General features: G+C 70.1%; 24 protein-coding genes and 2 riboswitches. All 24 genes read left to right on the top strand.

What is annotated here, in order from left to right:
- The first annotated feature begins 349 nt into the window (after window positions 1-349).
- The 24 genes from ACZ45O_RS06215 (at window position 350) to gcvPB (ending at window position 22,589) form a co-directional block, all read left to right on the top strand.
- Window positions 350-1,093: a PTS mannose/fructose/sorbose/N-acetylgalactosamine transporter subunit IIC gene (locus ACZ45O_RS06215; RefSeq protein WP_464856604.1), complete on the top strand. Its 744-nt coding sequence runs from the start codon at window positions 350-352 to the stop codon at window positions 1,091-1,093.
- The gene (locus ACZ45O_RS06210) at window positions 1,086-1,940 is read left to right on the top strand and encodes a PTS system mannose/fructose/sorbose family transporter subunit IID (protein ID WP_464856602.1); all 855 of its coding nucleotides are present in this window, start codon (window positions 1,086-1,088) and stop codon (window positions 1,938-1,940) included. Before ACZ45O_RS06215 ends, ACZ45O_RS06210 begins: the two co-directional genes overlap by 8 nt.
- Before the next feature lie 64 nt (window positions 1,941-2,004).
- Entirely contained in the window at window positions 2,005-2,403 is a 399-nt protein-coding gene (locus tag ACZ45O_RS06205; RefSeq protein WP_464856600.1) for a PTS sugar transporter subunit IIA, read from the top strand.
- Between the two features lie 31 nt (window positions 2,404-2,434).
- On the top strand, window positions 2,435-2,926 hold the full coding sequence (locus ACZ45O_RS06200; protein ID WP_464856598.1) for a PTS sugar transporter subunit IIB: 492 nt from the start codon (window positions 2,435-2,437) through the stop codon (window positions 2,924-2,926).
- A gap of 13 nt (window positions 2,927-2,939) precedes the next feature.
- Window positions 2,940-4,214, top strand: a complete 1,275-nt coding sequence (locus ACZ45O_RS06195; protein ID WP_464856596.1) for a neutral/alkaline non-lysosomal ceramidase N-terminal domain-containing protein — start codon at window positions 2,940-2,942, stop codon at window positions 4,212-4,214.
- Complete coding sequence (nagA, locus tag ACZ45O_RS06190) at window positions 4,214-5,419, top strand: N-acetylglucosamine-6-phosphate deacetylase (RefSeq protein ID WP_464856594.1); 1,206 nt, start codon at window positions 4,214-4,216, stop codon at window positions 5,417-5,419. Before ACZ45O_RS06195 ends, nagA begins: the two co-directional genes overlap by 1 nt.
- Window positions 5,420-5,434: 15 nt before the next feature.
- Window positions 5,435-6,178: a sugar isomerase domain-containing protein gene (locus tag ACZ45O_RS06185; RefSeq protein ID WP_464856592.1), complete on the top strand. Its 744-nt coding sequence runs from the start codon at window positions 5,435-5,437 to the stop codon at window positions 6,176-6,178.
- A 73-nt stretch (window positions 6,179-6,251) separates the two neighbouring features.
- Window positions 6,252-6,445, top strand: a riboswitch (cobalamin riboswitch).
- A gap of 144 nt (window positions 6,446-6,589) precedes the next feature.
- Window positions 6,590-7,606: an ABC transporter substrate-binding protein gene (locus ACZ45O_RS06180; RefSeq protein ID WP_464856590.1), complete on the top strand. Its 1,017-nt coding sequence runs from the start codon at window positions 6,590-6,592 to the stop codon at window positions 7,604-7,606.
- On the top strand, window positions 7,603-8,652 hold the full coding sequence (locus ACZ45O_RS06175; protein WP_464856588.1) for a FecCD family ABC transporter permease: 1,050 nt from the start codon (window positions 7,603-7,605) through the stop codon (window positions 8,650-8,652). The genes ACZ45O_RS06180 and ACZ45O_RS06175 overlap by 4 nt, the downstream gene beginning before the upstream one ends.
- Before the next feature lie 14 nt (window positions 8,653-8,666).
- Window positions 8,667-9,491 (top strand): heme ABC transporter ATP-binding protein, encoded by an 825-nt coding sequence (locus ACZ45O_RS06170; RefSeq protein ID WP_464856586.1) that lies wholly within the window; start codon window positions 8,667-8,669, stop codon window positions 9,489-9,491.
- A 34-nt stretch (window positions 9,492-9,525) separates the two neighbouring features.
- Window positions 9,526-10,374 (top strand): cobyric acid synthase, encoded by an 849-nt coding sequence (locus ACZ45O_RS06165; RefSeq protein ID WP_464856584.1) that lies wholly within the window; start codon window positions 9,526-9,528, stop codon window positions 10,372-10,374.
- A gap of 94 nt (window positions 10,375-10,468) precedes the next feature.
- Window positions 10,469-10,661: riboswitch (cobalamin riboswitch) on the top strand.
- Between the two features lie 315 nt (window positions 10,662-10,976).
- A complete protein-coding gene (locus tag ACZ45O_RS06160; RefSeq protein ID WP_464856582.1) occupies window positions 10,977-11,462 on the top strand; it encodes an ECF transporter S component in 486 nt (161 codons plus the stop codon).
- Window positions 11,459-12,190, top strand: a complete 732-nt coding sequence (locus ACZ45O_RS06155; protein WP_464856580.1) for an AIR synthase related protein — start codon at window positions 11,459-11,461, stop codon at window positions 12,188-12,190. Before ACZ45O_RS06160 ends, ACZ45O_RS06155 begins: the two co-directional genes overlap by 4 nt.
- A gap of 82 nt (window positions 12,191-12,272) precedes the next feature.
- Window positions 12,273-13,289, top strand: coding sequence for an ABC transporter substrate-binding protein (locus ACZ45O_RS06150; protein WP_464856578.1), 1,017 nt, complete (start codon window positions 12,273-12,275; stop codon window positions 13,287-13,289).
- A gap of 44 nt (window positions 13,290-13,333) precedes the next feature.
- Entirely contained in the window at window positions 13,334-13,885 is a 552-nt protein-coding gene (gene cobU / locus ACZ45O_RS06145; protein WP_011196055.1) for a bifunctional adenosylcobinamide kinase/adenosylcobinamide-phosphate guanylyltransferase, read from the top strand.
- Window positions 13,882-14,835: an adenosylcobinamide-phosphate synthase CbiB gene (gene cbiB, locus ACZ45O_RS06140; RefSeq protein WP_464856576.1), complete on the top strand. Its 954-nt coding sequence runs from the start codon at window positions 13,882-13,884 to the stop codon at window positions 14,833-14,835. The genes cobU and cbiB overlap by 4 nt, the downstream gene beginning before the upstream one ends.
- Window positions 14,836-14,847: 12 nt before the next feature.
- Window positions 14,848-15,660 (top strand): adenosylcobinamide-GDP ribazoletransferase, encoded by an 813-nt coding sequence (cobS, locus tag ACZ45O_RS06135; protein ID WP_464856574.1) that lies wholly within the window; start codon window positions 14,848-14,850, stop codon window positions 15,658-15,660.
- Window positions 15,657-16,706 (top strand): threonine-phosphate decarboxylase CobD, encoded by a 1,050-nt coding sequence (gene cobD, locus ACZ45O_RS06130; protein WP_464856572.1) that lies wholly within the window; start codon window positions 15,657-15,659, stop codon window positions 16,704-16,706. The genes cobS and cobD overlap by 4 nt, the downstream gene beginning before the upstream one ends.
- Window positions 16,703-17,287, top strand: a complete 585-nt coding sequence (locus ACZ45O_RS06125) for a histidine phosphatase family protein (RefSeq protein ID WP_464856570.1) — start codon at window positions 16,703-16,705, stop codon at window positions 17,285-17,287. The genes cobD and ACZ45O_RS06125 overlap by 4 nt, the downstream gene beginning before the upstream one ends.
- 391 nt (window positions 17,288-17,678) lie before the next feature.
- A complete protein-coding gene (locus ACZ45O_RS06120) occupies window positions 17,679-18,017 on the top strand; it encodes a DUF192 domain-containing protein (protein WP_464856569.1) in 339 nt (112 codons plus the stop codon).
- A gap of 199 nt (window positions 18,018-18,216) precedes the next feature.
- Window positions 18,217-19,344, top strand: coding sequence for a glycine cleavage system aminomethyltransferase GcvT (gene gcvT, locus ACZ45O_RS06115; protein WP_464856567.1), 1,128 nt, complete (start codon window positions 18,217-18,219; stop codon window positions 19,342-19,344).
- A gap of 40 nt (window positions 19,345-19,384) precedes the next feature.
- Window positions 19,385-19,771: a glycine cleavage system protein GcvH gene (gene gcvH, locus ACZ45O_RS06110; protein ID WP_464856565.1), complete on the top strand. Its 387-nt coding sequence runs from the start codon at window positions 19,385-19,387 to the stop codon at window positions 19,769-19,771.
- Window positions 19,772-21,127, top strand: a complete 1,356-nt coding sequence (gcvPA, locus tag ACZ45O_RS06105; protein ID WP_464856563.1) for an aminomethyl-transferring glycine dehydrogenase subunit GcvPA — start codon at window positions 19,772-19,774, stop codon at window positions 21,125-21,127.
- Window position 21,128: 1 nt separating this feature from the next.
- Window positions 21,129-22,589 carry an aminomethyl-transferring glycine dehydrogenase subunit GcvPB gene (gene gcvPB / locus ACZ45O_RS06100; protein WP_464856561.1) on the top strand — a complete coding sequence of 487 codons (1,461 nt, stop codon included), beginning with the start codon at window positions 21,129-21,131 and terminating at the stop codon, window positions 22,587-22,589.
- The last annotated feature ends 56 nt before the right edge of the window (window positions 22,590-22,645 follow it).

Genomic DNA, 22,645 nt, shown 5'->3' with positions numbered 1-22,645 from the left:
GTCACATAATGTCCGAAACGGTCAACTGGATGTGGCACGCCGGTGCTCGGTGGAGGTAGCCGGGATGACTGCTCCCTTCGGGCTGCCGCGCGCCCGAGCATGGCCTGTTCGTAGCGAATTTGAAGAAACTGGCGAAAGGACGGAGGAGTTTACTGTGTAGACACGAACCTCGTAGTTGTAAGAGTGTACTGACCACATAAAATGATACAACGATGCCCCTAAGGTCTTGAGGAGAGTTGTGGCAACTCACACACCCCGCCGGGCAGCGCCCGGGAAAGGAGGGGAGTGGGGCCTCGGCCCGGCATCCGGACACCCGTCGTCACCAAGCTCAGACCGGAGGTGTGTTGCGTTGACGTATGGCATCGGTATCGCATTGCTCCTGGGAATCATCGCTTACGTCGCCGTTGTGATGAACCTGGGAGCCAGCTGCTTCTGGCACGAGGCGCTGATCGTCGGTGCGGTCACGGGTCTGATTGTCGGAAATGTGGAACTGGGCCTCATGATTGGTGCGACCCTCACGCTCATGTCGCTCGGCATGTGGACCTACGGCGGGGCGACCATCCCGGACTTCATGACCGGCGCCATCCTGGGCACCGCATTCGGCGCACTGCCCGGCGTCGGCGTTGAGGGCGGGCTTGCCATCGCCGTTCCGGCCGCGCTGCTCATGACCCAGCTGGACGTGCTCGGACGGGCGACCACGACCCTGTTCATCCACGGCGCTGACAAGGCCGTCGCCGAGGGCAACGTGCGGGCGGTCACCTGGTGGCACCTGCTGGGTCAGCTGCCCTGGGGCCTCACCCGGTTCTTCCCGGTCTTCCTCGCGATCTGGCTGGGCGCCGAACCCGTGCAGAACTTCATCAACTGGATGCCCGAGCACATCATGAAGGCCATGCGCGTGACCGGCGCGGTTCTGCCGGCCCTGGGCTTTGCCCTGCTGCTGACCATGATGCCGCTGAAGAAGTACTGGCCGTTTGCCCTGCTGGGCTACATCCTCTTCGCCTACCTGAACGTTCCCATGATCGGCATCGCGCTCACCGCCGTTGCCGTCGGCATCCTCTACATCAACCTGAAGGAGGTGCGGGCTCGTGGCTAACACGCAGGTAGACCAGAACCAGGTATTGCCGGAGTACGGCCCGGTGACCCCCGCCGACATCAGGAGGGCCGCCTGGCGGCACAACCTGACCCTGCAGTGGTCCTGGAACTACGAGCGCATGCAGGCTCTCGGCTTCATGTGGTCGATCCTGCCGATCCTGCAGCGGATCTCCCGCACCAAGGAAGAGCTCATCGCCAACATGCAGCGGCACATGAACTTCTACAACACCAACCCGGCGGTGGGTTCGCCGATCATCTTCGGCGCGGCCTGCGCCCTGGAGGAGAAGGGGCAGGGCGAGGTGGCCGACAGCCTGAAGATCGCCCTGATGGGCCCGTTCGCCGGCATCGGCGACACGATTCAGGCCATCCTGCTGCGCCCGATCGTCGCGGTGCTGGCCGCGTCGCTGGCGATGGAGGGCAGCTGGGCCGGCCCGCTGATCATGTTCCTCTTCGGCCTGGCCTGGTTTGCGCTGAAGTTCCCGCAGGTCACCTGGGGCTACAAGCAGGGCGTCAACCTGGTCACCACCGTGGCCGGGGGCGCGCTGGACAAGGTGACGGAGGCCGCAACGATCATGGGCCTGATCGTGGTGGGCGGCTTCATCCCGTCCATCATGGCGAGGGTGACCACCCCGATCAAGTACGTGCGGGAGGTCACCGTAGACGGCCAGCTCACCGAGAAGGTCGTCGAACTGCAGCCGGCGCTCGACTCGATCCTGCCGTACATGATCCCGATCGTCATCGTCGGGTTCGCCTACTGGCTGCTGAAGGCCCGCCGCCAGTCGCCGATCAAGGCGCTGCTGTGGCTGACCGTCCTCGCCTTCGCCTGCAGCTACCTGGGCATTCTGTAACACACGCAACGGAGGGGCGGGGGCCCCTGGCCCCCGCCCTGCACACCCAAGGGGGGTGAGGCCGGTGATCGGCATCGTGCTGATCAGCCATGGTCCGCTGGCATCGGGGCTCCTGCAGGCCGCCGAGATGATTGTGGGCCCGCAGGAGGCCGTGGCCGTGCTGGAACTGCAGCCGGCACAGGATATGGACCAGTTCCGGGAAGAGATGGAGCAGGCGGCGGCCCGGGTGGACCGCGGCCAGGGCGTGTTGATCTTGGCCGACCTGTTCGGCGGCAGCCCGGCCAACACGTCGGCCTACCTGCTGCGGCCGGGGATCGACGTGGTCTGCGGCGCCAGCCTTCCCATGCTCCTCGAAGTGCTGGCCATGCGTGAGGGCCAGACGCTTTCGGCACTGGCGGAGACGGCCGTGCAGGCCGGCGCTGCCGGTACCCTGCGCCTGGCCGACATGCTCGGCCCGGGTTGATCAGATCTCACGACCGGGAGGAGAGAATCGTATGCCCGTTGTCCACATGCGCATCGACAACCGACTGATCCACGGCCAGGTCACCGTCTCCTGGGCCAGCCACCTCGCCGCCGACCACATGATCGTGTGCAACGACAAGGTGGCGCAGGACCCGATTCAGAAGATGATGCTGCCGGCCGCGGCCCGGGGCGTGAAGACCTCGGTGCTCTCCGTCGCGGATACCCTGGCCTACTGCGCCTCGCCCGAGGCGGAGCAGGAGCGCATCTTCATCATCGCCAAGTTCCCGTCCGACGCCCTGGCGCTTCTGGACGGCGGCCTGAAGCCCGAGGAGATCAACGTCGGCAACCAGGCGCCGGTTCCGGGCACCCAGTTCGTCATGGTCACCCGCACCTGCGCCGTCACGAAGGAGGACGCCGCGATCTACCGCGAGATCGTCAACCGGGGCTACGCCCTCACCGGCCGAATGATGCCGAACGATCCGAAGAACAATTTCATTGATGTACTAACCAGGAAGGGGCTGTGAGGGGGCCTGACGCATGAAGGCCGGATATCATAGTGCGATCATCACGCCGCCCATCCCGTGCGGGATGGGGGGCTACGCGGCCCGCTCCGGGCCGGCCGAGGGGGTGCACGACCCCCTTTTTGCTCGCACCCTGGTGCTGGAGGAAGGCGGCCGGCGGCTGGCGATCGTCACGTGCGACATTCTGCACGTGGACCGTCCGCTGGCGGAGGCGGTGCGTGCCCGGGTTGCCGACCTGACCGGCATCCCGCCTGAGCGGGTGATGCTGCTGGCCTCGCACACGCACGCCGGGCCGTCGCCCGAAGGGTGGCGCGGGGATCCGGCGCCGCCGGAGTACCTGGCATGGCTGCCCCTCCAGCTCGCGGGCAGCGTGCTGCAGGCCGCCCGCCGGATGGAGGAGGTGGAGGTGGCCTGGGGCTCGGCGCAGGTGGAGGGGCTGGGCAAGAACCGCACAGACCCCGGCCTGCCCTTCGACCCCATGCTGCGGCTGCTCGCCTTCATAGCGAGCGGGCAGCCGCGCGCGGTGCTGCTCAACTACGGCTGCCACCCGACGGTGATGGGGGCCGACAACCGGCTGATCTCGGCCGACTGGCCCGGGGCCGCGGTGGCCGCGCTGCGGCGGGCCCTGGGGGAGGACGTCTGGGTGGGCTTCGCCCAGGGCTGCGCCGGCGACGTGAGCGCGCGCTTCACCCGGCGTGGGCAGTCGTTCGCCGAGGTGGAACGGCACGGCCGGCTGCTGGCGGGTGCGGCGCTCTCGGCCCTGGGCAGGCTGGAAGGGCCCGGCCGCGCCAGGCACCTGGGGGCGCGGCGCCGGGTCGTGCGGCTGGCGCCCAGGCGCCTCCCGCCGCCAGAGCAGGCGGCCCGCCAGGTGGAGGCGGCCCGGGCGCGGCTTTCCGCACTGGAGGCCGCCGGCGCTTCACAGGCTGAGCTTCGCATCGCGCAGACGGCGCTTCAGGGTGCGGAGATCACGCTGCACTTCGCCACCGAGGGCCTCTCCATGGACCTGGACTGCGAGGTGCAGGCCTTCGCCATCGGAGACGCCGCCCTGGTGAGCCTGGCGGGTGAGCCCTTCTCGGCGCTGGGCCTCGCCATTCAGGCCCGCTCGCCCTTCGCGGCGACCCTGGTGGCCGGCTACGGCAATGGCTACTGCGGCTACCTGCCCGACCGCGAGGCCTTCGCCCGCGGCGGGTACGAGGCGCTCTCCGCCCCCAGCGAGCCCGGCTCCGGCGAGCGGCTGGCGGAGGTGGCCCTGGAGCTGCTGAACGAGTTGAAGGCGGAGGTGACAGGCTGATGATGCTGTTTACATGCCCGCGCATTCACGCCGAGGACAGGCTGGTCGACGGCTACGTGCTGGTGGAGGGCCGGCGCATCGCCGCGGTGGAGCCGGGACCGGTCCCTGCGGAGCTCGCGGGCGTGGAGCGCGTGGACCTGCCGGACTGCCACCTGATCCCCGGGATGATCGACATACACGTCCACGGCGCCGGCGGTTGGCCCGTGGAGGCGGCCGACGCGGCCGGGCTGCGGGCGCTGGCCCGCTTCCTGGCCGGCTTCGGCGTTACCGGCTTCCTGCCCACCGCTTCGGCCTACCCCATGGAGCAGCTGGAGGCGGTGGCCGCCCACGTTCGTGAGGCCATGGAGGAGGAGGCCGACGGCGCGGCGATCCTGGGCCTGCACCTGGAGGGGCCCTTCCTGAATCCGGCGCGGCCCGGGGCCATGAACCCCGGGAACTTCCGGGCGCCGTCCGTCGGCGACGCCGCAAGGCTGCTGGCGGCCGGCGGCGGCACGGTGCGGCGGGTTTCGCTCGCGCCGGAGCTGCCCGGAGCGCGGGAGCTGATCCGCTACCTGGCGGAGAACGGCGTGACGGTGGCCGGAGCGCACACCGATGCGACCTACGCGGAGACGATCGCCGGCATCGACGCCGGCGTGACCGTGGCCACCCACACGTTCAACGGCATGCGCGGGCTGCACCACCGGGAGCCCGGAGCGCTCGGAGCGTACCTCACCGATGACCGGGTGATCTGCGAGCTCATCTGCGACCTCCTGCACGTGCACCCGGCCGCAGTCCGGCTGCTCTTGCGGGCGGCGGGTCCTGACCGGGTGGCCCTCATCTCCGACGCCATCCCCGCCGCGGGGCTGAAGCCCGGCCACTACCGGCTGTGGGGACGGGATCTCTACATCGACGAGGAAGGCTACTCCAGGCTGGCGGACGGCACCCTGGCCGGCTCGACGATGCTGATGCTGCACGGCCTGCGTCACCTGGTGGAGGTGCTGGAGGTTCCGTGGGCGGATGCGCTCCGGATGGCGGCCCTGGTGCCGGCCCGCGCAATCGGGCTCGCCGACCGGAAGGGCAGCCTGGCGCCGGGCAAGGACGCCGACCTGGTGGCCATCGGTCCGGACTGGCAGGTGGCCTGGGGCGTGGTGGAGGGCCGGGCGGTGCGCCGGCCGGGAGACCCGCCTCCCGCATACAATCCCGCCTTCACGGCAGCATACACCTAGAAAGGGGAGACGGGCATGACGATTACGGCGGAACGGTTTTTCCAGGCGGCGGACGAGGCGATTGCACGGCTGAAGGCGACCCAGCTGCCGCAGATCAAGCGGGCGGGCGAGCTCCTGGCGGAGGCCGTGATGAAGGGCGGGGTCATTCAGGTGTTCGGCACCGGCCACTCCCGCGCGTTCGGCATGGAGATGGCCGGGCGGGCCGGCGGGCTGGTTCCCGCCAACGCGATCCTGGAGGACGTCCTCTTCTTCAACGGGATCTACCCGGTGGAGGAGCGGAAGAACCCGTACCTCGAGCGGGAACCCCAGATCGCGCACCAGATCCTCGCCCAGTACGACATCCGGCCGGAGGACATCTTCATCATTGTCTCGAACTCCGGCCGCAACGGCTCCACGGTGGAGATGGCGGCGGAGGTGAAGCGGCGCGGCCACAAGCTGATTGTGGTCACCTCGATGGCGCACACCACGTCGGTGACCTCACGCCATCCCAGCGGCAAGCTGCTCTACGAGTTCGCCGATGTGGTCATCGACAACTGCGGGCCGCTGGGCGACGCGGTGCTGGAGGTGGAGGGGCAGCCCGTGAAGGTGTGCGCCGTCTCCTCCATCACCGGCGCGCTGATCGCCCAGGGGCTGACGGCGGAGGTGGTCGGCCGGCTGGTGGCGGCCGGGCAGACGCCGCCGGTTTTCATCAGCGCCAACGTGGACGGCGCGGACGAGCACAACGAGGCCCTGAAGGCCCGCTACGAGGGTCGCATCTGAAGCGCTTGTGCATCTCGTGAACAATCCCCTATTGTCACGGGTTGCAGGATCGCTTATACTGGAATCACAACGGAATATGGGAACAGCGGTAGGTGCTCCCGTGCCCACGGGTCGGGAGTTAAAAGGGAAGCCGGTGAAAGTCCGGCACGGTCCCGCCACTGTGACGGGGAGTCGCCCCCACCCAGACGCCACTGGCCTGCAGGCCGGGAAGGCTGGGGGACGGCCATGATCCGAAGTCAGGAAACCTGCCTGTCGCTGCTACGTCGCTCAACCTTCGGGTGAAAGGGGGAGACGTAACGCGTAGCGTGACCTGTGCTGACGCGCATCCCCCTCTGGTTGAGTCCAGAGGGGGTTCTCTTTTCCGGAGTGATCCTATATGTCCCACGTAGTCATTTGCAGGAGGTACATCGCATGAACAGGTACAAGCTCGGATCGCTCGTGGTATCCCTGCTTCTGGTGACCCTGCTCGCCGGATGCGGCGGCACGCCGCAGGCCGGCAACTCCGGCGCGGAAGGGCAGCAGCCGGTCGGCCGGCAGGAGGCCACCGAGCAGCCCGGCAGCACGCAGGCCGGCGAGGAGGAGCAGGCGGGGGAGACCGAGGCGGGCGCATTTCCGATTACGTTGATCGACGGCGCGGGGCGCGAGATCACCATTGAGGCCGAGCCCCAGCGCATCCTCTCCCTGGGCCCCTCGGCCACCGAGGCCGTCTTCGCCCTGGGGCGCGGCGACCGGCTGGTGGGCCGCACCGACTGGTGCAACTTCCCGGCGGAGGCCCTGGATGTTCCGGCGGTGGGCAGCCTCTTCCCGCCCGACTATGAGCGGATCCTGGCGACCGAGCCCGATCTGGTGCTCATGATCGAGGGCTCGGTGGATGTGCGGGACAAGCTGGAGCAGGAGTACGGTCTGAAGACCTTCGTCTTCGCCCCGTCCACCTTCGAGGAGCTCTACACCGAGGTCGTGGCGCTGGGCCGGGCCCTGGGCGCCGTGGAGGCGGCCGAGGCGATGGTAGCCGAGATCCGGGGCGAGGTGGAGGCGATCGAGGCGAAGACGGCGTCGGTGACCGAGCGCCCTGTGGTCTTCTACGAGGTGTGGCCGGATCCGCTTTCGACCGCCGGCCCCGGCTCCTTCATCGATGACATGATCCGCATCGCCGGCGGCATCAACGCAGCCGGTGACGCCGACAGCGCCTGGCCGCCCTTCTCTGTGGAGGAGCTGCTGGCCGCAGACCCCGACGTCATCGTGACGGGTTCGCCGGAGATGGCGCAGGACGTCCTCTCCCGCCCGGGCTGGGAGTCGATCAAGGCGGTCAGGGAGGGCTGGGTCGTCGGCGTGCCCAACGAGGACATCGTGGTCCGGCCCGGGCCGCGGCTGATCGAGGGGCTGCGCCTGTTCGCCGAAACCCTGCATCCTGACCTGTTCCAGCAATGACGGGGCGGGCAGCCAGAGGCCGCAGGGTCATCTCCCTGGTGATCGTGGCCCTGCTGGCTGCAGTGGTCGTGGCGGGCACCCTGGGTTCGGTGCGGATCCCGCCGGCGGATGTGATGAAGATCCTGCTGAACCGGCTGGGGGCGGACTTCCCGGTGTCCTGGCCGCGCACCTACGAGGCGATCCTCTGGGACGTCCGCTTCCCCCGGGTGGCCATGGGCGCCCTGGTGGGCATGGGGCTCAGTGTGGCCGGCGCGGCCTTCCAGGGACTCTTCCGCAACCCGCTGGCCGACCCGTCGGTCATCGGTGCGTCGGCCGGCTCGTCGCTGGGCGCCGCCGTGGCCATCGCCTTCTTCGACGGCTTCGCGCTGCTGCCCGGTGTCTGGCGGCTGGGGCCGATCCCGCTGTTCGCCTTCGGCGGCGGGGTGGTGGCTGTGCTCCTGGCTTTCCGGCTGGCCACGCTCGGGCGCAGGACCTCCACCGTGAGCCTGCTCCTGGCCGGCATGGTGGTGAGCACCATCGCGACCTCGCTGGTCTCGCTGATCATGTACTTCACCGACTCCCAGGCCCGCGACGCCATCGTCTTCTGGCTGATGGGCGGCCTGTCGGGGTCCAACTGGTGGAAGGTGGCCTGGCTCCTGCCCTACCTGGCCGTGGGTCTGGGGCTCCTGTTCGGGAACGGCCGGGAGCTGAACGCCTTCCTGCTGGGCGAAGAGGCGGCGCTTTCGATGGGCGTAGACGTCGAGCGGTTGAAGCGGCGCATTCTGGCCGCCGGGTCGCTGCTGACCGCGGCCTCGGTCGCCTTCTGCGGCATCATCAGCTTCGTCGGCTTGATCGTGCCGCACCTGGTGCGGCTCCTGGTGGGGCCTGACCACCGCTGGCTCATGCCGATCGCGGCGGCCATGGGGGCCCTGGTGCTGGTCACGGCGGACACGGTGGCCCGGTCGCTGCCGTGGGTCAGCGAACTGCCCGTCGGCCTCGTGATGTCGCTGCTCGGCGGCCCGGTCTTCCTGCTGATTCTCCGGCGGCAGCTCCTGCCGAAGTCGTGAGGGGGTGGACGCAGATGCTCCGCATCCAGTCGGTGACCGTGGGTTACGGCGGGGCGCCGATTCTGAAGGGGCTGGACCTCACCGTGGCCCGGGGCGAGTTCCTGGTGGTGGTGGGCCCCAACGGCAGCGGCAAGTCCACCCTGGTACGGGCCATCACCGGGGCGCTCACCCCCGCGGAGGGGCGCATCCTGCTGGGCGGGCAGGACCTCCGCCGGCTCCGGCCCCGGGAGGTGGCCCGGCAGCTGGCGGTGGTCGCCCAGGATACGACGGTGGGGTTCGACTTCACCGTGGAGGAGATCGTCTCCCTGGGGCGTACCCCGCACCTGCCCCCGCTGCGGAGTGAGACCCCGCGCGATCGGGCGGCGGTGCAGGAGGCCATGCGGCAGACCGGCACGGCGCCGCTGGCCGACCGGCTGATTACGGCGCTCTCGGGCGGGGAGCGGCAGCGGGTGATGGTGGCCCGGGCCCTGGCCCAGGAGCCGCGGCTGCTGATTCTGGACGAGCCCACGGCCCATCTGGACATCGCCCACCAGGTGGAGATTCTGGACCTGGTCAGGCGGCTGAACCGTGCCGACGGGCTCACGGTGCTGGCCATTCTGCACGACCTGAACCTGGCGGCGCTCTATGCCGACCGGCTGGTCATGCTGAAGGACGGGGGCGTCTGGGCCGAGGGCCCGCCCGCCGAGGTGCTCACCGAGGCCAACATCCTGGCCGTCTACGGCAGCCGGGTGAAGATCGTCCGCCATCCCAGCGCCGGCCAGCCGCAGGTCATGCTGCTCTCGCGGGAGGTTGCGGCGCCGGCCCAGCCGCTGGAGCCGGTCAGCGCCGGCAGCGACTAGTCCCGGGAGATCTTGCAGAAGAGGTGGCACCGTCATGGCACGTTCGTTGATGTTCCTGGGCACCGCATCCAGCGTGGGCAAGTCGACCCTGGCCGCGGCCTTCTGCCGCATCCTGCGCCAGGAGGGCTTCCGGGTGGCGCCGTTCAAGGCGCAGAACATGTCCTGCGCCGCGACGGAGATCGAGGGCGGGCTGCGCATCAGCGTGGTGCAGGCCATGCAGGCGCAGGCGGCGGGGGTGGCCCCCCGGGTGGAGATGAACCCGGTGATGCTGCTGCCCCGGTCGGAGGTCCGCTCCGAGGTGATCGTCAACGGCCGGTCGCTGGGCGAAATGGCCTGGCAGCAGTACACGGCCGATCCGCACACTGTGGCCCTGCAGGCGGTGCGGGAGGCAATTGCCCGGCTGGAGGCAGAGTTCGAGGTGATTGTGGCCGAGGGGGCCGGTTCGCCGGTGGAGGTGAACCTGCGGGACCGTGACCTGGCCAACATGACGACTGCGGAACTGCTGGACGCCGACGTGCTGCTGGTGGCCGACATCGACCGGGGCGGGGTGTTCGCCTCGATCGTGGGCACCCTGGAGCTGCTGCCCCCGGCCGAGCGGGCCCGGGTGAAGGGGCTGGTGATCAACCGCTTCCGGGGCGACGCCTCGCTCTTCGAGGACGGCGTGCGCTGGCTGGAGGAGCGCACCGGCCTGCCGGTGATCGGCGTGATTCCCTACCTGGCCGACCTGGGCCTCGATGAGGAGGACTGGGCGGGCCTGACCGATGTGACCGCCCCGGCGCCGTCCGCTGCGGCGCGGGAGGGGGCCCTGGACCGGCTGGCCGACCACGTGCGCCGGCACGCCCGGGTGGACCTGGTGCTGGAGCTGCTTGCCCGTAAACGGTGACGGGCGGGCGCTCCGGTGCGGCGAGGTGCCGGACGCAGGGAACGACCCATGCGGGTTCTGGGCACAACAGCGTGCCGGTTTGGGATGGCAACTGCATAGAGAAACAGCGGTAGGTGCTCCCGGCCCTGCGGTCGGGAGTTAAAAGGGAAGCCGGTGCAAGTCCGGCACGGTCCCGCCACTGTGACGGGGAGTCGCCCCTCAGGATGTGCCACTGGCCCGAAGGCCGGGAAGGCGGAGGGGCGGCGAGGATCCGGAGTCAGGAAACCTGCCTGCCGCGCTGGCGCCGCTCGACCCTCGGGTGAAAGGGTGAGGCGTTCGCATGGCTGTCCATGCGTTCGATCTGTCATATCTTTCCCTCGGGCTGAGCCCGGGGGTTTTCTTTATCGGTCTCTCGGTCACACCGCGGTGCCTGAGAGGCCGGGCACAACGGCGTGCCCCTGGAACACCTGACGACGACCAGCGGAATCGGAGCACCAAAGAATCGGAGCACAGTAGCCTGCCGGACCGGCACCGGCGAAAGCAGGGCGCAGCGAGGCGCCGCGGAGGATGGGCACAACGGCGTGCCCGCCAACCGATTTCTACTGGGAAGAGGAGGTCTGCTCGTGCTGCTGGCGAGGACAAACACCCTGGTGAGGCTCGGAATCTTGCTGGCCCTCAGCGTGCTGGGCGCCTACATCAAGTTGGGGCCGAGCTCCATCGCCTTCGACGCGATGGCCGGCTTCGTGGCAGCGCTCCTGATGGGCCCCGCGGCCGGCGCCCTGATCTGCGGTCTGGGGCATGTGGCCGTGGCAGCCGTCACCGGCTTTCCGCTCACCCTGCCGTTCCACCTGGCCACCGCCGCGGCCATGGCCGGCGTGGGCTGCCTGGGCGGGCTTGCAGCCCGGCGCTTCGGTCTGGTGGCCGGCGCGGCGGCGCTGGTGGTGGCCAACGGCATTCTGGCACCGGCCCTGCTGGCTCTGCTGCCGAACCCGCTGGGGCTCGGTCTGTTCGCGGCCCTGGCCCTCCCGCTCACCGTCGCTGCGGGAGCCAACGCAGCCGTCGCGCTGCTGGTGGTGCTGGGCCTGAGGCGGGCGGGGTTCGGCGGATGAGGTGGCGGGACCTGACCCTGGTGGACCTGCCGTGCGGCGGCCGGCTGGTCATCGCCTGCGATGCCGCCGGCGGCATCGGGCCGAAGGAGCGCGACGTGATTCGGGTGGCCGGGTACGTCATCGGGCGGTTCACTGCCCGGGTGGCCCTCATGGAGCTGCTCGCGGCCGGCGCGCAGCCGCTCCACCTGGTGAACAACACCTGCGTGGAGCCTGATCCCACCGGGCGGGAGATCCTGCAGGGCATCTGCGACGAGGCGGCCCTGGCGGGCCTTTCCGCCGACCAGATCAACGGCTCCTTCGAGAAGAACATCCCGACGGTCCAGACGGGCCTGGGCGTGACCGCCATTGGTTACCTGGCCCCGGACCGGCCGCTGCGCACGGCGCGGCCGGGCGACCTGGTCGTCGCCGTCGGGCGGCCGAAAGTCGGGGGCGAGGTGCGGCTCGATGACCCCGAACTGCCCGATCTTCCCCTGGTCCGGCGGCTCGCCGGCGACCCCCTGGTGCACGACCTGCTGCCCGTGGGCTCCCGCGGCATCCGCGCCGAGGCGGAGGATCTCGCCGCCAGCGCGGGGCTGGAGGTGGAGTGGGCCCCGGCGGAAGAGGGTTTCCCCCTCGGGAAGTCGGCGGGTCCGGTCACCTGCCTGCTGGCCGCGGCGGCGCCGTCGGCCCTGCAGGGGCTGGCCCTCACGCTCACCCAGCCATGGGCGGTCGTCGCGCAGCTTCGATAGGACGATGGTTGGCGGATCTGCTTACCAGCCCTCAGCGGCATCTTCATTTAAATAGAACAGTGGACTTATGGAGGTACATCCCGTGAAGAAGCGTTCGCTGGCAGCCCTCATGCTTTCCCTTCTGCTCGTGATCGGCATCCTGACAGGCTGCGCAGGCCGCCAGACGGCGGCGAGCCCGGACAGCCGGCCCGCAGCCCCGGCGGCTGAGTCGAGCGACCAGCCCGCAGACCGGGAGGCTGGCACGGGGAGCGCCGGGCAGGCCGAACCCCGGCAGACGGCCTATCCCCTCACGATTACGGACGGCGCCGGCCGGCAGGTGACCATCGCCGCCGAGCCGAGGCGGGTGATCTCCGTCGCCCCCTCCAACACGGAGCTGATGTTCGCGCTCGGCAAGGGCGACCTGCTGGTCGGGCGCTCCGACTGGGACGACTATCCCCCCGAGGCGCAGGAGATCGAGTCCATCGGCGGTTTCTACCCGCCCGACTACGAGAAGATCATCTCGCTGGAGCCCGACCTGCTCCTCCTGACCAGCGGCTCCGTGGAGGCGCGGGAGAAGCTGGAGAACGATTATGGGCTCACCACCTTCGTGCTGAACCCCTCCAACTTTGAGGAGCTGTACGAGGGGATCCTCGCCCTGGGCCAGGTGGTGAACGCCCAGCAGGCCGCGGAGGCGCTCGTGGCGGACATGCAGCGTGAGGTGGAAGCCATCGCCGGGAAGGCCGCGCTGGCGGAGAACAGGCCCGTGGTGTTCTACCAGGTCTGGCACGATCCCATCACCACCGCCGGCCCGGGCTCCTTCATCGACGACATGATCCGCATCGCCGGCGGCACCAACGCCGCATCCTTCGCCGGCGAGCCCTGGCCGGTTATCTCGCTGGAGGAACTGGTATCCGCAGACCCCGACATCATCGTCACCGCGTCGGAGGCCGCGGCCCGGGAGGCCCGGGAGCGGCCTGGCTGGGCATCGATCGCGGCGGTGAAGGAAGGCCGGGTGCTGGGGCTGCCGGATGAGAACATCGTGGTGCGCCCCGGCCCCCGCCTGATTCAGGGGCTCCAGTGGTTCGCCCGGAATCTCCACCCGGAGCTCTTCGAGCAGTGACCGGGCCGATGGGGCGCTTTCCCAAAGGGAGCGAGGCGATGCGCATGGCGGGTGTGATTCTGGTGCTGGGCGGCGCGCGGAGCGGCAAGAGCCGCTGGGCGGAGCATTTGGCTTCGCCGTTCCGGCGGGTGGTCTATCTGGCCACCGGCCGGGCGGGCGATGCGGAGATGGCCGACCGCATCGCCCGGCACCGGGCGAGCCGTCCGGCCCACTGGCGCACGGTGGAGGAAGAGCTCAGGCCGGCGGCCGCCCTGGCGCAGGCCCTGCACGAGGCGCCGGCGGATGCGGTGCTGCTGGACTGCGTGACCCTGCTTATCTCCAACCACCTGCTGCAGGGGGAGGAGGGGTTCGAAGCCCGGGCCCGGCAGGAGCTGGCGCAGCTGCTCAGCCTGACCCGTGAGCGCGGCGCGCTGCTCATCGCCGTGTCCAACGAGGTCGGGGCGGGGCTGGTGCCCGAGCACCGGCTCGGGCGGCTCTTCCGCGACGCCCAGGGTCGGCTGAATCAGTGGCTGGCGCGGGAGGCGGACCAGGTCTACGCCTGCGTGGCCGGTATCGCCGTCGATCTGAGGCGGATCGGTACGGTGATCCCGGAGTGAGCGTGGCGGAAATGTTTCCCGCGGCGCCCTGGTACCTGCCGCTGGCGGCCCTCGCGGTGGACGCGGCGGTGGGCGATCCCGCCCGGCTGCCCCATCCGGTGGCGCTCATGGGCCGGGTGATTGCGTGGGCCGAGCCGCGACTGCGGCGGACGCGGCTGCCGCTGCGGGCGGCCGGGATGCTACTGGCCCTCCTGCTGCCGGCCGCGGCCTGGGGCCTCACCTGGGGGCTCATCCGGCTGGCCGCGGCTCTGCATCCCTGGCTCGGTGTGGCCGCCGAGGTCTGGCTCCTCAGCACCTGCCTGGCGGCCCGCTCTCTGGCCGATCACGCACTGGCGGTCTACCGCCCGCTGAAGGCCGGGGACCTCAGCGAGGCGCGGCGCCGGGTGGCGCACATCGTCGGCAGGGACACGGCCGGGCTGGACGCCGCCGAGGTCACCCGGGCGACCGTGGAGACGGTGGCCGAGTCCACCTGCGACGGCGTGATCGCGCCGCTCTTCTGGGGGCTGGTCGGCGGCGCGCCGCTGGCGATGGCCTACAAGGCCGCCAACACCCTGGATTCGATGGTCGGCCACCGGAACGAGCGCTACCTGGAGTTCGGCTGGGCCTCCGCCCGGCTGGATGATCTGGTCAACCTGGCGCCTGCCCGGCTCAGCGCCCTGCTGCTGGCCCTGGCCGGCCTGAGCCCGAAGGCCCTCCGCATCGCCCTGCGGGACGCGCCGCGCCACCCCAGCCCCAACAGCGGCTGGCCGGAGGCGGCGATGGCGGCCCTGCTGAGGGTGCAGCTGGGCGGCCTCAACCACTACGGCGGGAGGCCGGAGCGGCGGGCCCACATGGGCGATCCGCTGGAGATGCTGCAGCCGGGTCACATCGTGCAGGCGGTGCGGTGGATGTGGCTGGCGACCCTGCTCGGGACGGGCCTCGGGGCGCTGACGCTCTGGTTCTTGGCGTGAGGGGGTGACCGGGTGCGCATCGCGCTCTCCTTTCTGACCCGGATTCCCATGGGCCGAATTGAGACCCCGGACTACATGCGGGATCTCGGCCGCGCGGCGGGGTTCTTCCCCCTGGTGGGCCTGCTGGTGGGGGCCATCTGCCTGATCGCCTGGCTTGCGGGCAGGCTGCTCTTCGGGCCTGCCGTGGCGGGCGTCGCGGCCGTGGCCGCGGGCCTCGGTGCGACCGGTGCGGTCCACCTGGACGGCCTGATGGACGCCGCCGACGGGCTGCTCTCCGCCCGGAGCCGCGAGCGGATGCTGGAGATCATGAAAGATTCCCGGGTCGGCGTGATGGGCGCAGCGGCGGGAGCCCTGGCCCTGCTGCTGCGGTGGGCCCTGCTGCTGGAGCTGACACCGCCGCGGGCAGCAGCCGCCCTGCTGGTGGCCCCGGCCGTGGGGCGGATGGTGATCCCCCTGGCGGCGGTGCGCTGGCCGCCCGCCCGTGCCGAAGGGATGGGCGCTGCCTTCGGCCGGCACGTGGGCGGGGCGCAGCTGGCCGGGGCGCTTCTGGGCGGCCTCACGCTGGCTGTCGGGGTGCCGGGGCTCCTGGCGTGGTGGGGGCAGAGCCCGGCAGCCCCGCCGGGCCTGACGGCAGCCGTGACGGTCTCCGCCCTGCGGGGGCTGGGCGCGTGGCTCGCCGCCCTCGGGGTCGGTCTGGCCGGCGGGCGGTGGCTCTCGCGGCGACTCGGCGGCCTGACCGGCGACACTTACGGAGCCTTGTGCGAGCTGGCGGAACTGGCGGCGATCGCCTGCTTCGCTCTGCAGACAGGGAGGTGGACAGGATGATGACCCTGCACGGCGGCGACCTGGCTGTGGCGCGGGCCCGCTGGGGCGAGCCGCCCGGGGGTTTCTGCGACTTCAGCGCCAACATCAACCCGCTGGGCCCGCCCGCGGGCGCGGTGGCCGCGGCGCAGGCGGCCCTCGCCGGAGTCGCGCACTACCCCGAGCCGTTCGCCCGCCGGCTGCGGGCCGCCCTGGCCCGGCGCCATCAGTTGGACGAGTCGATGGTGCTGGTGGGAAACGGCGCGGCGGAGGTGCTGTACCTGCTGCTCCGCCTGGCGTCAGGCTTCCGGGTGGCACTGCCCGAACCCGGCTTTGCGGAGTACGCGCGCGCCGCCCGGGCTGCCGGGGCCGAGCTGCTGCCCGTCGCGCACGACCGCACCGATCCGCCGCCCCAGCTGCGGCGGGGGGACTGGTGGATCATCTGCAACCCCCACAATCCCACCGGCCACCTGTTCACGCCGGAGCAGCTCCTGCGGGCGGCCGAGCGGACGGAGGCGACTCTGCTCATCGACGAGGCCTTCATCGACCTCACAGCCGCGGGCGAGGCCGGCTCCGTGATCGCCCGTGTGCCCTACCGCTGCAACCTGGTCGTGGTGCGGTCGCTCACGAAGTTTTTCGCCCTGCCCGGACTGCGGGTCGGGTATGCGGTGGCCCCGCGCTGGATGGTGGCCGAGTTGGACGCGGCGCGCGACCCCTGGAGCGTGAACAGCCTGGCGCAGGCCGCAGCGCTCGCGGCCCTGAGCGATGAGGCCTACGCCGCCCGCACCCGGCACTGGGTGGCCGTGGAACGGGCCTATCTCGCCGAGCAGCTGGCGAGCCTGCCGGGGTTTATCGTCTATCCGCCATCTGCCAACTTCGTGCTGGTGCGGGCGCCGCTGCCCGCCCACGAGATCCAGCGGCGGCTGAGACCCCGGGGTGTGCTGATACGCGACTGCCGCTCCTTTGCCGGGCTGACGGAGCATCACATGCGGCTTGCTGTGCGCACCCGGCCAGAGAACCGGCGGCTGATCGCCCTGCTGCGCAGCATCCTGGAGGAGGAGGCGCCGTGACCTGCACGCTCTTCCTGGTGCGCCACGGCGCGACGGCTGCCAACGCGGAAGGGCGGTACGTCGGATGGGAGGAGCACCCGCTCAGCGCAGAGGGGCTCGCTCAGGCGGAAGCGGCTGCGCGTTACCTGAGCCGGTTTCGGCTCACCGGCGTGCGCACCAGCGACCTCATGCGGTGCCGCCAGACCGCCGAGCCGATCGGGAGGGCCACGGGGCTCACGCCCGCGCCCGACCCAAGGCTGCGGGAACTGAACTTCGGGCGCTTCTCCGGCCTGACGTACGAGGAGATCGCCCGGCAGTGGCCCGAGGAGCTCGCCGCATGGCTGGCCGACCCGGAGCACGCGCCGCCCCCGGGCGGGGAGAGCCTGGCGTCGCTGCGGAGCCGGGCCCTGGCCGCCCTGCCCCGGCAGGACGGGGCCGTCGTGGTCACACACGGCGGTGTGATCCGCACGGTGCTTGCCCACCTGACCGGCAGGGGGCTCTGGGACTGGCGGGTTCCTCCCGGCGCCGTGGTCCTGCTCCGGTGGGACGGCGAGCGGACCGTGGATGAGCCGCGGGTCTGGCGGCCGGAAGCGGGGGAATGACGGGCACAACGGCGTGCCCGAACGGACAGTGAACCGGTGCGGCGGCGCAACGGGGCGCCTGCCGCACCAGAGGCACAACGAGGTGCCGCGCTGCGGGTACAACGGCGTACCTGGATGAGCCATGCCGGGCACAGTGGTGTGCCCGGCATGGCTCTGGTCAAGGCGCAGCGTCGTCACGTCGCCGGGACCAGCACCGGCGGTGCTGAGATCAGTCACGCTCATGGCAGGAAATGGAATGACGTTCACCGAACACTTCGCTGTACGCCACCGCCAGACCCCAACCGCCCACCGCTCACCGTCCACTGCCCACAGCCCACTGCTCACCGCTCACCGTCCACTGCCCACAGCCCACAGCCCACTGCTCACCGCTCAAACGGGAGGTCGACCGCCTGTGATCGTCCGCAACCTCACCCGCGGCCTCGTCCTGGGCGACCGCATCCGCCGGGCCGATACCTTCCGCCTGCGGCTCATGGGCCTGATGTTCCGCCCCCGGCTGGAGCCGGGCGAGGGGCTCTGGCTGGAGCCCTGCCGCCAGGTGCACACCCACTTCATGCGCTTCCCCCTGGACCTGGTCTTCATGGATCCGGAGGGCCGTGTCCTGCGCGTCCTGCGAGCCTTCCCGCCGTGGCGCGTCAGCCCGCTGGTGGCCGGGGCCCGGGCCGTGCTCGAAATTCCGGCCGGGGCGGCGGGAGGGACGCAGCCCGGGGACGTCGTGAGGATCATGGCATAGCAGGAGTCTTGGATATCGGTAGGGAATACAGTTACCGTCAATCCCCATAGACCCCCCAAGACGACTCTGAACCACCGGGGACAGAGCTCACGGCGGGCGGCGGCCCGGGTGCAGGGGCTGTCCCCTTTTCCACGCCCGGGGGTGGAGTAACCCCCCCGGCGAGTTGGCAAGACTAAGCAAGCGGAAGCGAGGTGTGGCAGTGAACGAGTCGCTGAAACGGACGCCCCTGTACGAGTTGCACCTGAAGCTGGGCGCGCGCATGGTGCCCTTCGGCGGCTGGGAGATGCCGGTGCAGTACTCCGGCGTCATCGAGGAGCACCGGGCCGTGCGGCAGGCGGCCGGCCTCTTCGACGTGTCGCACATGGGCGAGTTTGAGGTGAGGGGTCCCCAGGCGCTGGACCTGATCCAGCTCATCAGCACCAACGACGCCGCCAAACTGGCGGTCGGGCGGGTGCAGTACGCGCTGATGTGCTACGAGAACGGCACCGTCGTCGACGACATCCTCATCTACCGGCTGGGCGAGCACCGCTACTGGCTGGTGGTCAACGCCGGCAATACCCGGAAGGACTGGGAGTGGATCAACGCCGCCAGGGAGCGGGCTGGACTCACCAACCTGGAGCTGATCGACCGGTCGGATGAGATCGCCCTGCTGGCCCTGCAGGGGCCGCTGGCGGAGGAGATCCTGCAGCCGCTGGCGCCGGGGGCGGTGCTGTCGCAGATGGCCCCGTTCAGCCTGAGCACGGGCGTCACCGTGGCCGGGGTGCAGAGCCTGGTGATCTCTCGCACCGGGTACACCGGCGAGGACGGCTTCGAGATCTACGTGAAGGCCGAAGATGTGGCCGGCCTGTGGGAGGCGCTGCTGGAGGCGGGCGAGGAGAAGGGGCTTCTGCCCTGCGGCCTGGGCGCCCGGGATACGCTCCGCTTCGAGGCGAGGCTGCCGCTCTACGGCCACGAGATCAGCGAGCAGCACAACCCGCTGGAGGCGGGCCTCGGCTTTGCGGTGAAGCTGAAGAAGGGCGTAGACTTCATCGGGCGCGAGGCGCTGGCCCGGCTGAAGGAGCAGGGGCTGACCCGCAAGCTGGTGGGGATCGAGATGATCGACCGGGGCATCCCCCGGCAGGGCTACCCGGTGGCCGTGGGGGGCGAGGTGGTCGGCGAGGTGACGACCGGCAGCTTCTCTCCGACGCTGGAGAAGAACATCGCGCTGGCCTACGTCCCCGTCGCCCACAGCGCCGTGGGAACCGAGGTGGAGGTCATCATTCGGGGCCGGGCCCTGAAGGCACGGGTCGTGGAGACCCCCTTCTACCGGTCCCCGCATAAGCGTTGATCGACAAAGGCGAGAACTACGCACAGGGAGGACGCGGAAAATGGCGAACGTACCGGCGGATCTGAAGTACTCCAAGGAGCACGAGTGGATCAGGGTTGATGGCAACATCGGCGTCGTGGGCATCACCTGGTTCGCCCAGGACCAGCTGGGCGACGTGGTCTTCGTCGAGATGCCCGAGGTCGGTCGTGAGCTGAAGCAGAACGAGCAATTCGGTGTGGTGGAGTCGGTCAAGACCGTGTCGGATCTGTACTGCCCCGTGTCGGGCAAGGTCGTGGAGATCAACACCGCGCTGGAGAACTCGCCGGAGCTGATCAACCAGGATCCCTACGGCGAGGGCTGGATTCTGAAGATCGAGTTGGCCGACCCGTCGGAGCTGGACAGCCTGCTCGATGCGGCGGCCTACGAGGCGTTCACCAAGGAGGGCTAAATGCGCTACATCCCGATTACGCAGGCCGACAAGGCGGCCATGCTGCGGGAGATCGGCGTCAGTTCCACCGAGGAGCTTTTCGCTGCCAACATCCCGGCAGAGGTGCGCCTGAACCGGCCGCTCAACCTGCCCCCGGCGCTCACGGAGATGGAACTGCTCGCTCACATGCGGGAGCTGGCTGCTCAGAACGTCCACACGGCGGAGTATGCCTGCTTCCTGGGCGGCGGCGCGTACGACCATTACGTGCCCGCCGCGGTTGACGCGGTGCTGCGCCGGGGTGAGTTCCTCACCGCTTATACTCCGTACCAGCCCGAAATCTCTCAGGGCGTTTTGCAGGCCATCTACGAGTACCAGTCGCTGATGTGCGAGCTGACCGGCATGGACCTCTCCAACGCCTCCATGTACGACGGCGCCTCGGCCCTGGCCGAGGCCGCGGGCATGGTGGTCAACCAGACCGGCCGGTCCAAGCTCCTGGTCGCCCGTTCCGTGAGCCCGCAGTACCGGCGGGTCGTGCAGACCTACATGCACGGCATCGGCGTCGAGTTGATCGAGGTGCCGCTGGACGGCGTGACGCTCGACCTGAACCGGCTCGAGGCCCTGATGACCGACGAGGTCGGCGGCCTCCTGCTCCAGATGCCCAACTACCTGGGCTACCTGGAGGAGGTGCGGGAGATCGAGGCCCTGGTTCATGCCAAGAACGGCCTCTTCGTGGTGGCCGTAGATCCGGTCTCCCTGGGCATCCTGGAGGCCCCGGGCCACTACGGGGCCGACATCGTGGTGGCCGAGGGACAGGGGCTCGGCGTGCCCCTCTCCTACGGGGGGCCGTACCTGGGCATCCTGGCGACCCGGGACCGGTTCGCCCGCAAGATGCCCGGCCGCATCGCCGGCGCCACGGTGGACACCCGCGGCCAGCGGGGCTTCGTGCTCACCATGCAGGCACGCGAGCAGCACATCCGGCGGGAAAAGGCCACCTCCAACATCTGCACCAACCAGGCGCTCATCGCCCTGGCGGCGACGGTGTACCTGGCCCTGGTGGGCAAGGAGGGGCTCAGGGAGGTCGCGAACCTGTCGCTCCAGAAGGCGCACTACGCGGCCCAGCAGATCGCGAAGCTGCCCGGGTGGCGGCTGGCCGGCGACGCGCCCTTCTTCAAGGAGTTTACGGCGCTGGCCCCGGCCTCTGCCGCGGACGTGAGCCGGCACCTGCTGACGCAGAAGATCCTGGGCGGCCTGGATGCCGGAGCGGCCTACCCGGAGATCCTGGACGGGGCAGCCGGCGCCGTGACCTTCGCGGTCACCGAACAGCGGACCCGGGCGGAGATCGACCGCCTCGTGTCCGCGCTCGGGGAGGTGAAGTAGGATGGCCCTCGTACCGCTGCTCTTCGAGAAGTCGACCCCCGGCAAGCGGGCGGTCACCTTCCCCGCGCCGGATGTGCCGACGGTCGAGCTCAGCGAGGCGATTCCGGCGGACCTGATCCGCCAGACCCCGGCGGCGCTGCCTGAGCTCTCCGAGATCGAGGTCGTCCGCCACTTCACGCAGCTGAGCCGGCTGAACCACGGGGTGGACGTGGACTTCTACCCCCTGGGCTCCTGCACGATGAAGTACAACCCGAAGATCAACGAGGAGGCGGCCCGCATTCCGGGCTTTGCTCTCACGCACCCGCTGCAGCCGGATGAGACGGTGCAGGGCAACCTGGAGCTGCTCCACACGCTGGAGGGCTGGCTCTGCGAGGTCACCGGGATGGACCGGATGACGTTCCAGCCGGCGGCCGGCGCGCAGGGCGAGCTGACCGGCATCCTCCTGATCCGGGCCTACCACGAGTCCCGGGGCGAGGGCGAGCGCGACGAGGTCATCGTGCCCGACTCGGCCCACGGCACCAACCCGGCCACCGCGGCGATGGCGGGCTACCGGGTCGTCCCGGTGAAGTCACTGCCCGACGGCTCCATCGACGTGGAGTCGCTGCGGGAGGTCGTCGGGCCGAAGACGGCCGCGCTCATGATGACCAACCCGTCCACCCTGGGTCTCTTCGACCCCCACGTGAAGGAGATCACGGAGATCGTCCACCAGGCGGGCGGGCTCTGCTACTACGACGGCGCGAACCTGAACGCCATCATGGGCTACGCCCGGCCGGGCGATATGGGGTTCGACGTCGTCCACCTGAACCTGCACAAGACCTTCTCGACCCCGCACGGCGGCGGCGGGCCCGGCAGCGGCCCGGTGGGCATCAAGTCCTTCCTCGAGCCCTTCCTGCCGGTGCCGGTGGTGGAGAAGAAGGACGACCGGTACGTGCTCGACTGGGACCGCCCGCAGTCCATCGGCAAGCTGCACGGCTTCTGGGGCAACTTCGGCGTCGTGGTGCGGGCCTACGCCTACGTGCTGGCCCACGGCCCGGCGCTGAAGGAGGTCTCCGAGTACGCGGTGCTCAACGCCAACTACGTGCTGGCGCGCCTGAAGCAGTACTACGAACCCTATGTAGACCGGCACTGCATGCACGAGTGCGTGCTGTCGGCCCGCACCCTGAAGCAGGAGACCGGCGTGAAGACGCTGGATGTGGCGAAGCGGCTGCTGGACGAGGGCATCCATCCGCCCACGATCTACTTCCCGCTGATCGTGGAGGAGGCCCTGATGATCGAGCCCACCGAGACGGAGGACAAGGCCACCCTGGATCGCTTCATCGACGCGATGATCCGCATCCACGACGAGGCCAGGTCCAATCCGGAGCACGTGAAGTCCGCTCCCCACACCACCCCGGTGGGGCGGCTGGACGAAGCGCTGGCGGCCAGACGGCCGAACCTGCGCTACCGGGCAAACCCGTGCTGACGTGAGGAGGGTGGGGGGTGCCGGAGGGCACGCCCCACCCGCCTTTGCGCAAGGAA

Source organism: Symbiobacterium turbinis (genome assembly GCF_055383075.1).
Note: the sequence above shows the minus strand (reverse complement) of the source record. Positions and strands in the feature narration are given on the sequence as shown.

Coding starts and splice junctions, on each gene's coding strand:
- ACZ45O_RS06200 (WP_464856598.1), top strand. CDS start 2,435: ATGCCCGTTGTCCACATGCGCATCGACAACCGACTGATCCACGGCCAG.
- ACZ45O_RS06195 (WP_464856596.1), top strand. CDS start 2,940: ATGAAGGCCGGATATCATAGTGCGATCATCACGCCGCCCATCCCGTGC.
- nagA (WP_464856594.1), top strand. CDS start 4,214: ATGATGCTGTTTACATGCCCGCGCATTCACGCCGAGGACAGGCTGGTC.
- ACZ45O_RS06185 (WP_464856592.1), top strand. CDS start 5,435: ATGACGATTACGGCGGAACGGTTTTTCCAGGCGGCGGACGAGGCGATT.
- ACZ45O_RS06180 (WP_464856590.1), top strand. CDS start 6,590: ATGAACAGGTACAAGCTCGGATCGCTCGTGGTATCCCTGCTTCTGGTG.
- ACZ45O_RS06175 (WP_464856588.1), top strand. CDS start 7,603: ATGACGGGGCGGGCAGCCAGAGGCCGCAGGGTCATCTCCCTGGTGATC.
- ACZ45O_RS06170 (WP_464856586.1), top strand. CDS start 8,667: ATGCTCCGCATCCAGTCGGTGACCGTGGGTTACGGCGGGGCGCCGATT.
- ACZ45O_RS06165 (WP_464856584.1), top strand. CDS start 9,526: ATGGCACGTTCGTTGATGTTCCTGGGCACCGCATCCAGCGTGGGCAAG.
- ACZ45O_RS06155 (WP_464856580.1), top strand. CDS start 11,459: ATGAGGTGGCGGGACCTGACCCTGGTGGACCTGCCGTGCGGCGGCCGG.
- cobU (WP_011196055.1), top strand. CDS start 13,334: ATGGCGGGTGTGATTCTGGTGCTGGGCGGCGCGCGGAGCGGCAAGAGC.
- cobD (WP_464856572.1), top strand. CDS start 15,657: ATGATGACCCTGCACGGCGGCGACCTGGCTGTGGCGCGGGCCCGCTGG.
- gcvH (WP_464856565.1), top strand. CDS start 19,385: ATGGCGAACGTACCGGCGGATCTGAAGTACTCCAAGGAGCACGAGTGG.
- gcvPA (WP_464856563.1), top strand. CDS start 19,772: ATGCGCTACATCCCGATTACGCAGGCCGACAAGGCGGCCATGCTGCGG.
- gcvPB (WP_464856561.1), top strand. CDS start 21,129: ATGGCCCTCGTACCGCTGCTCTTCGAGAAGTCGACCCCCGGCAAGCGG.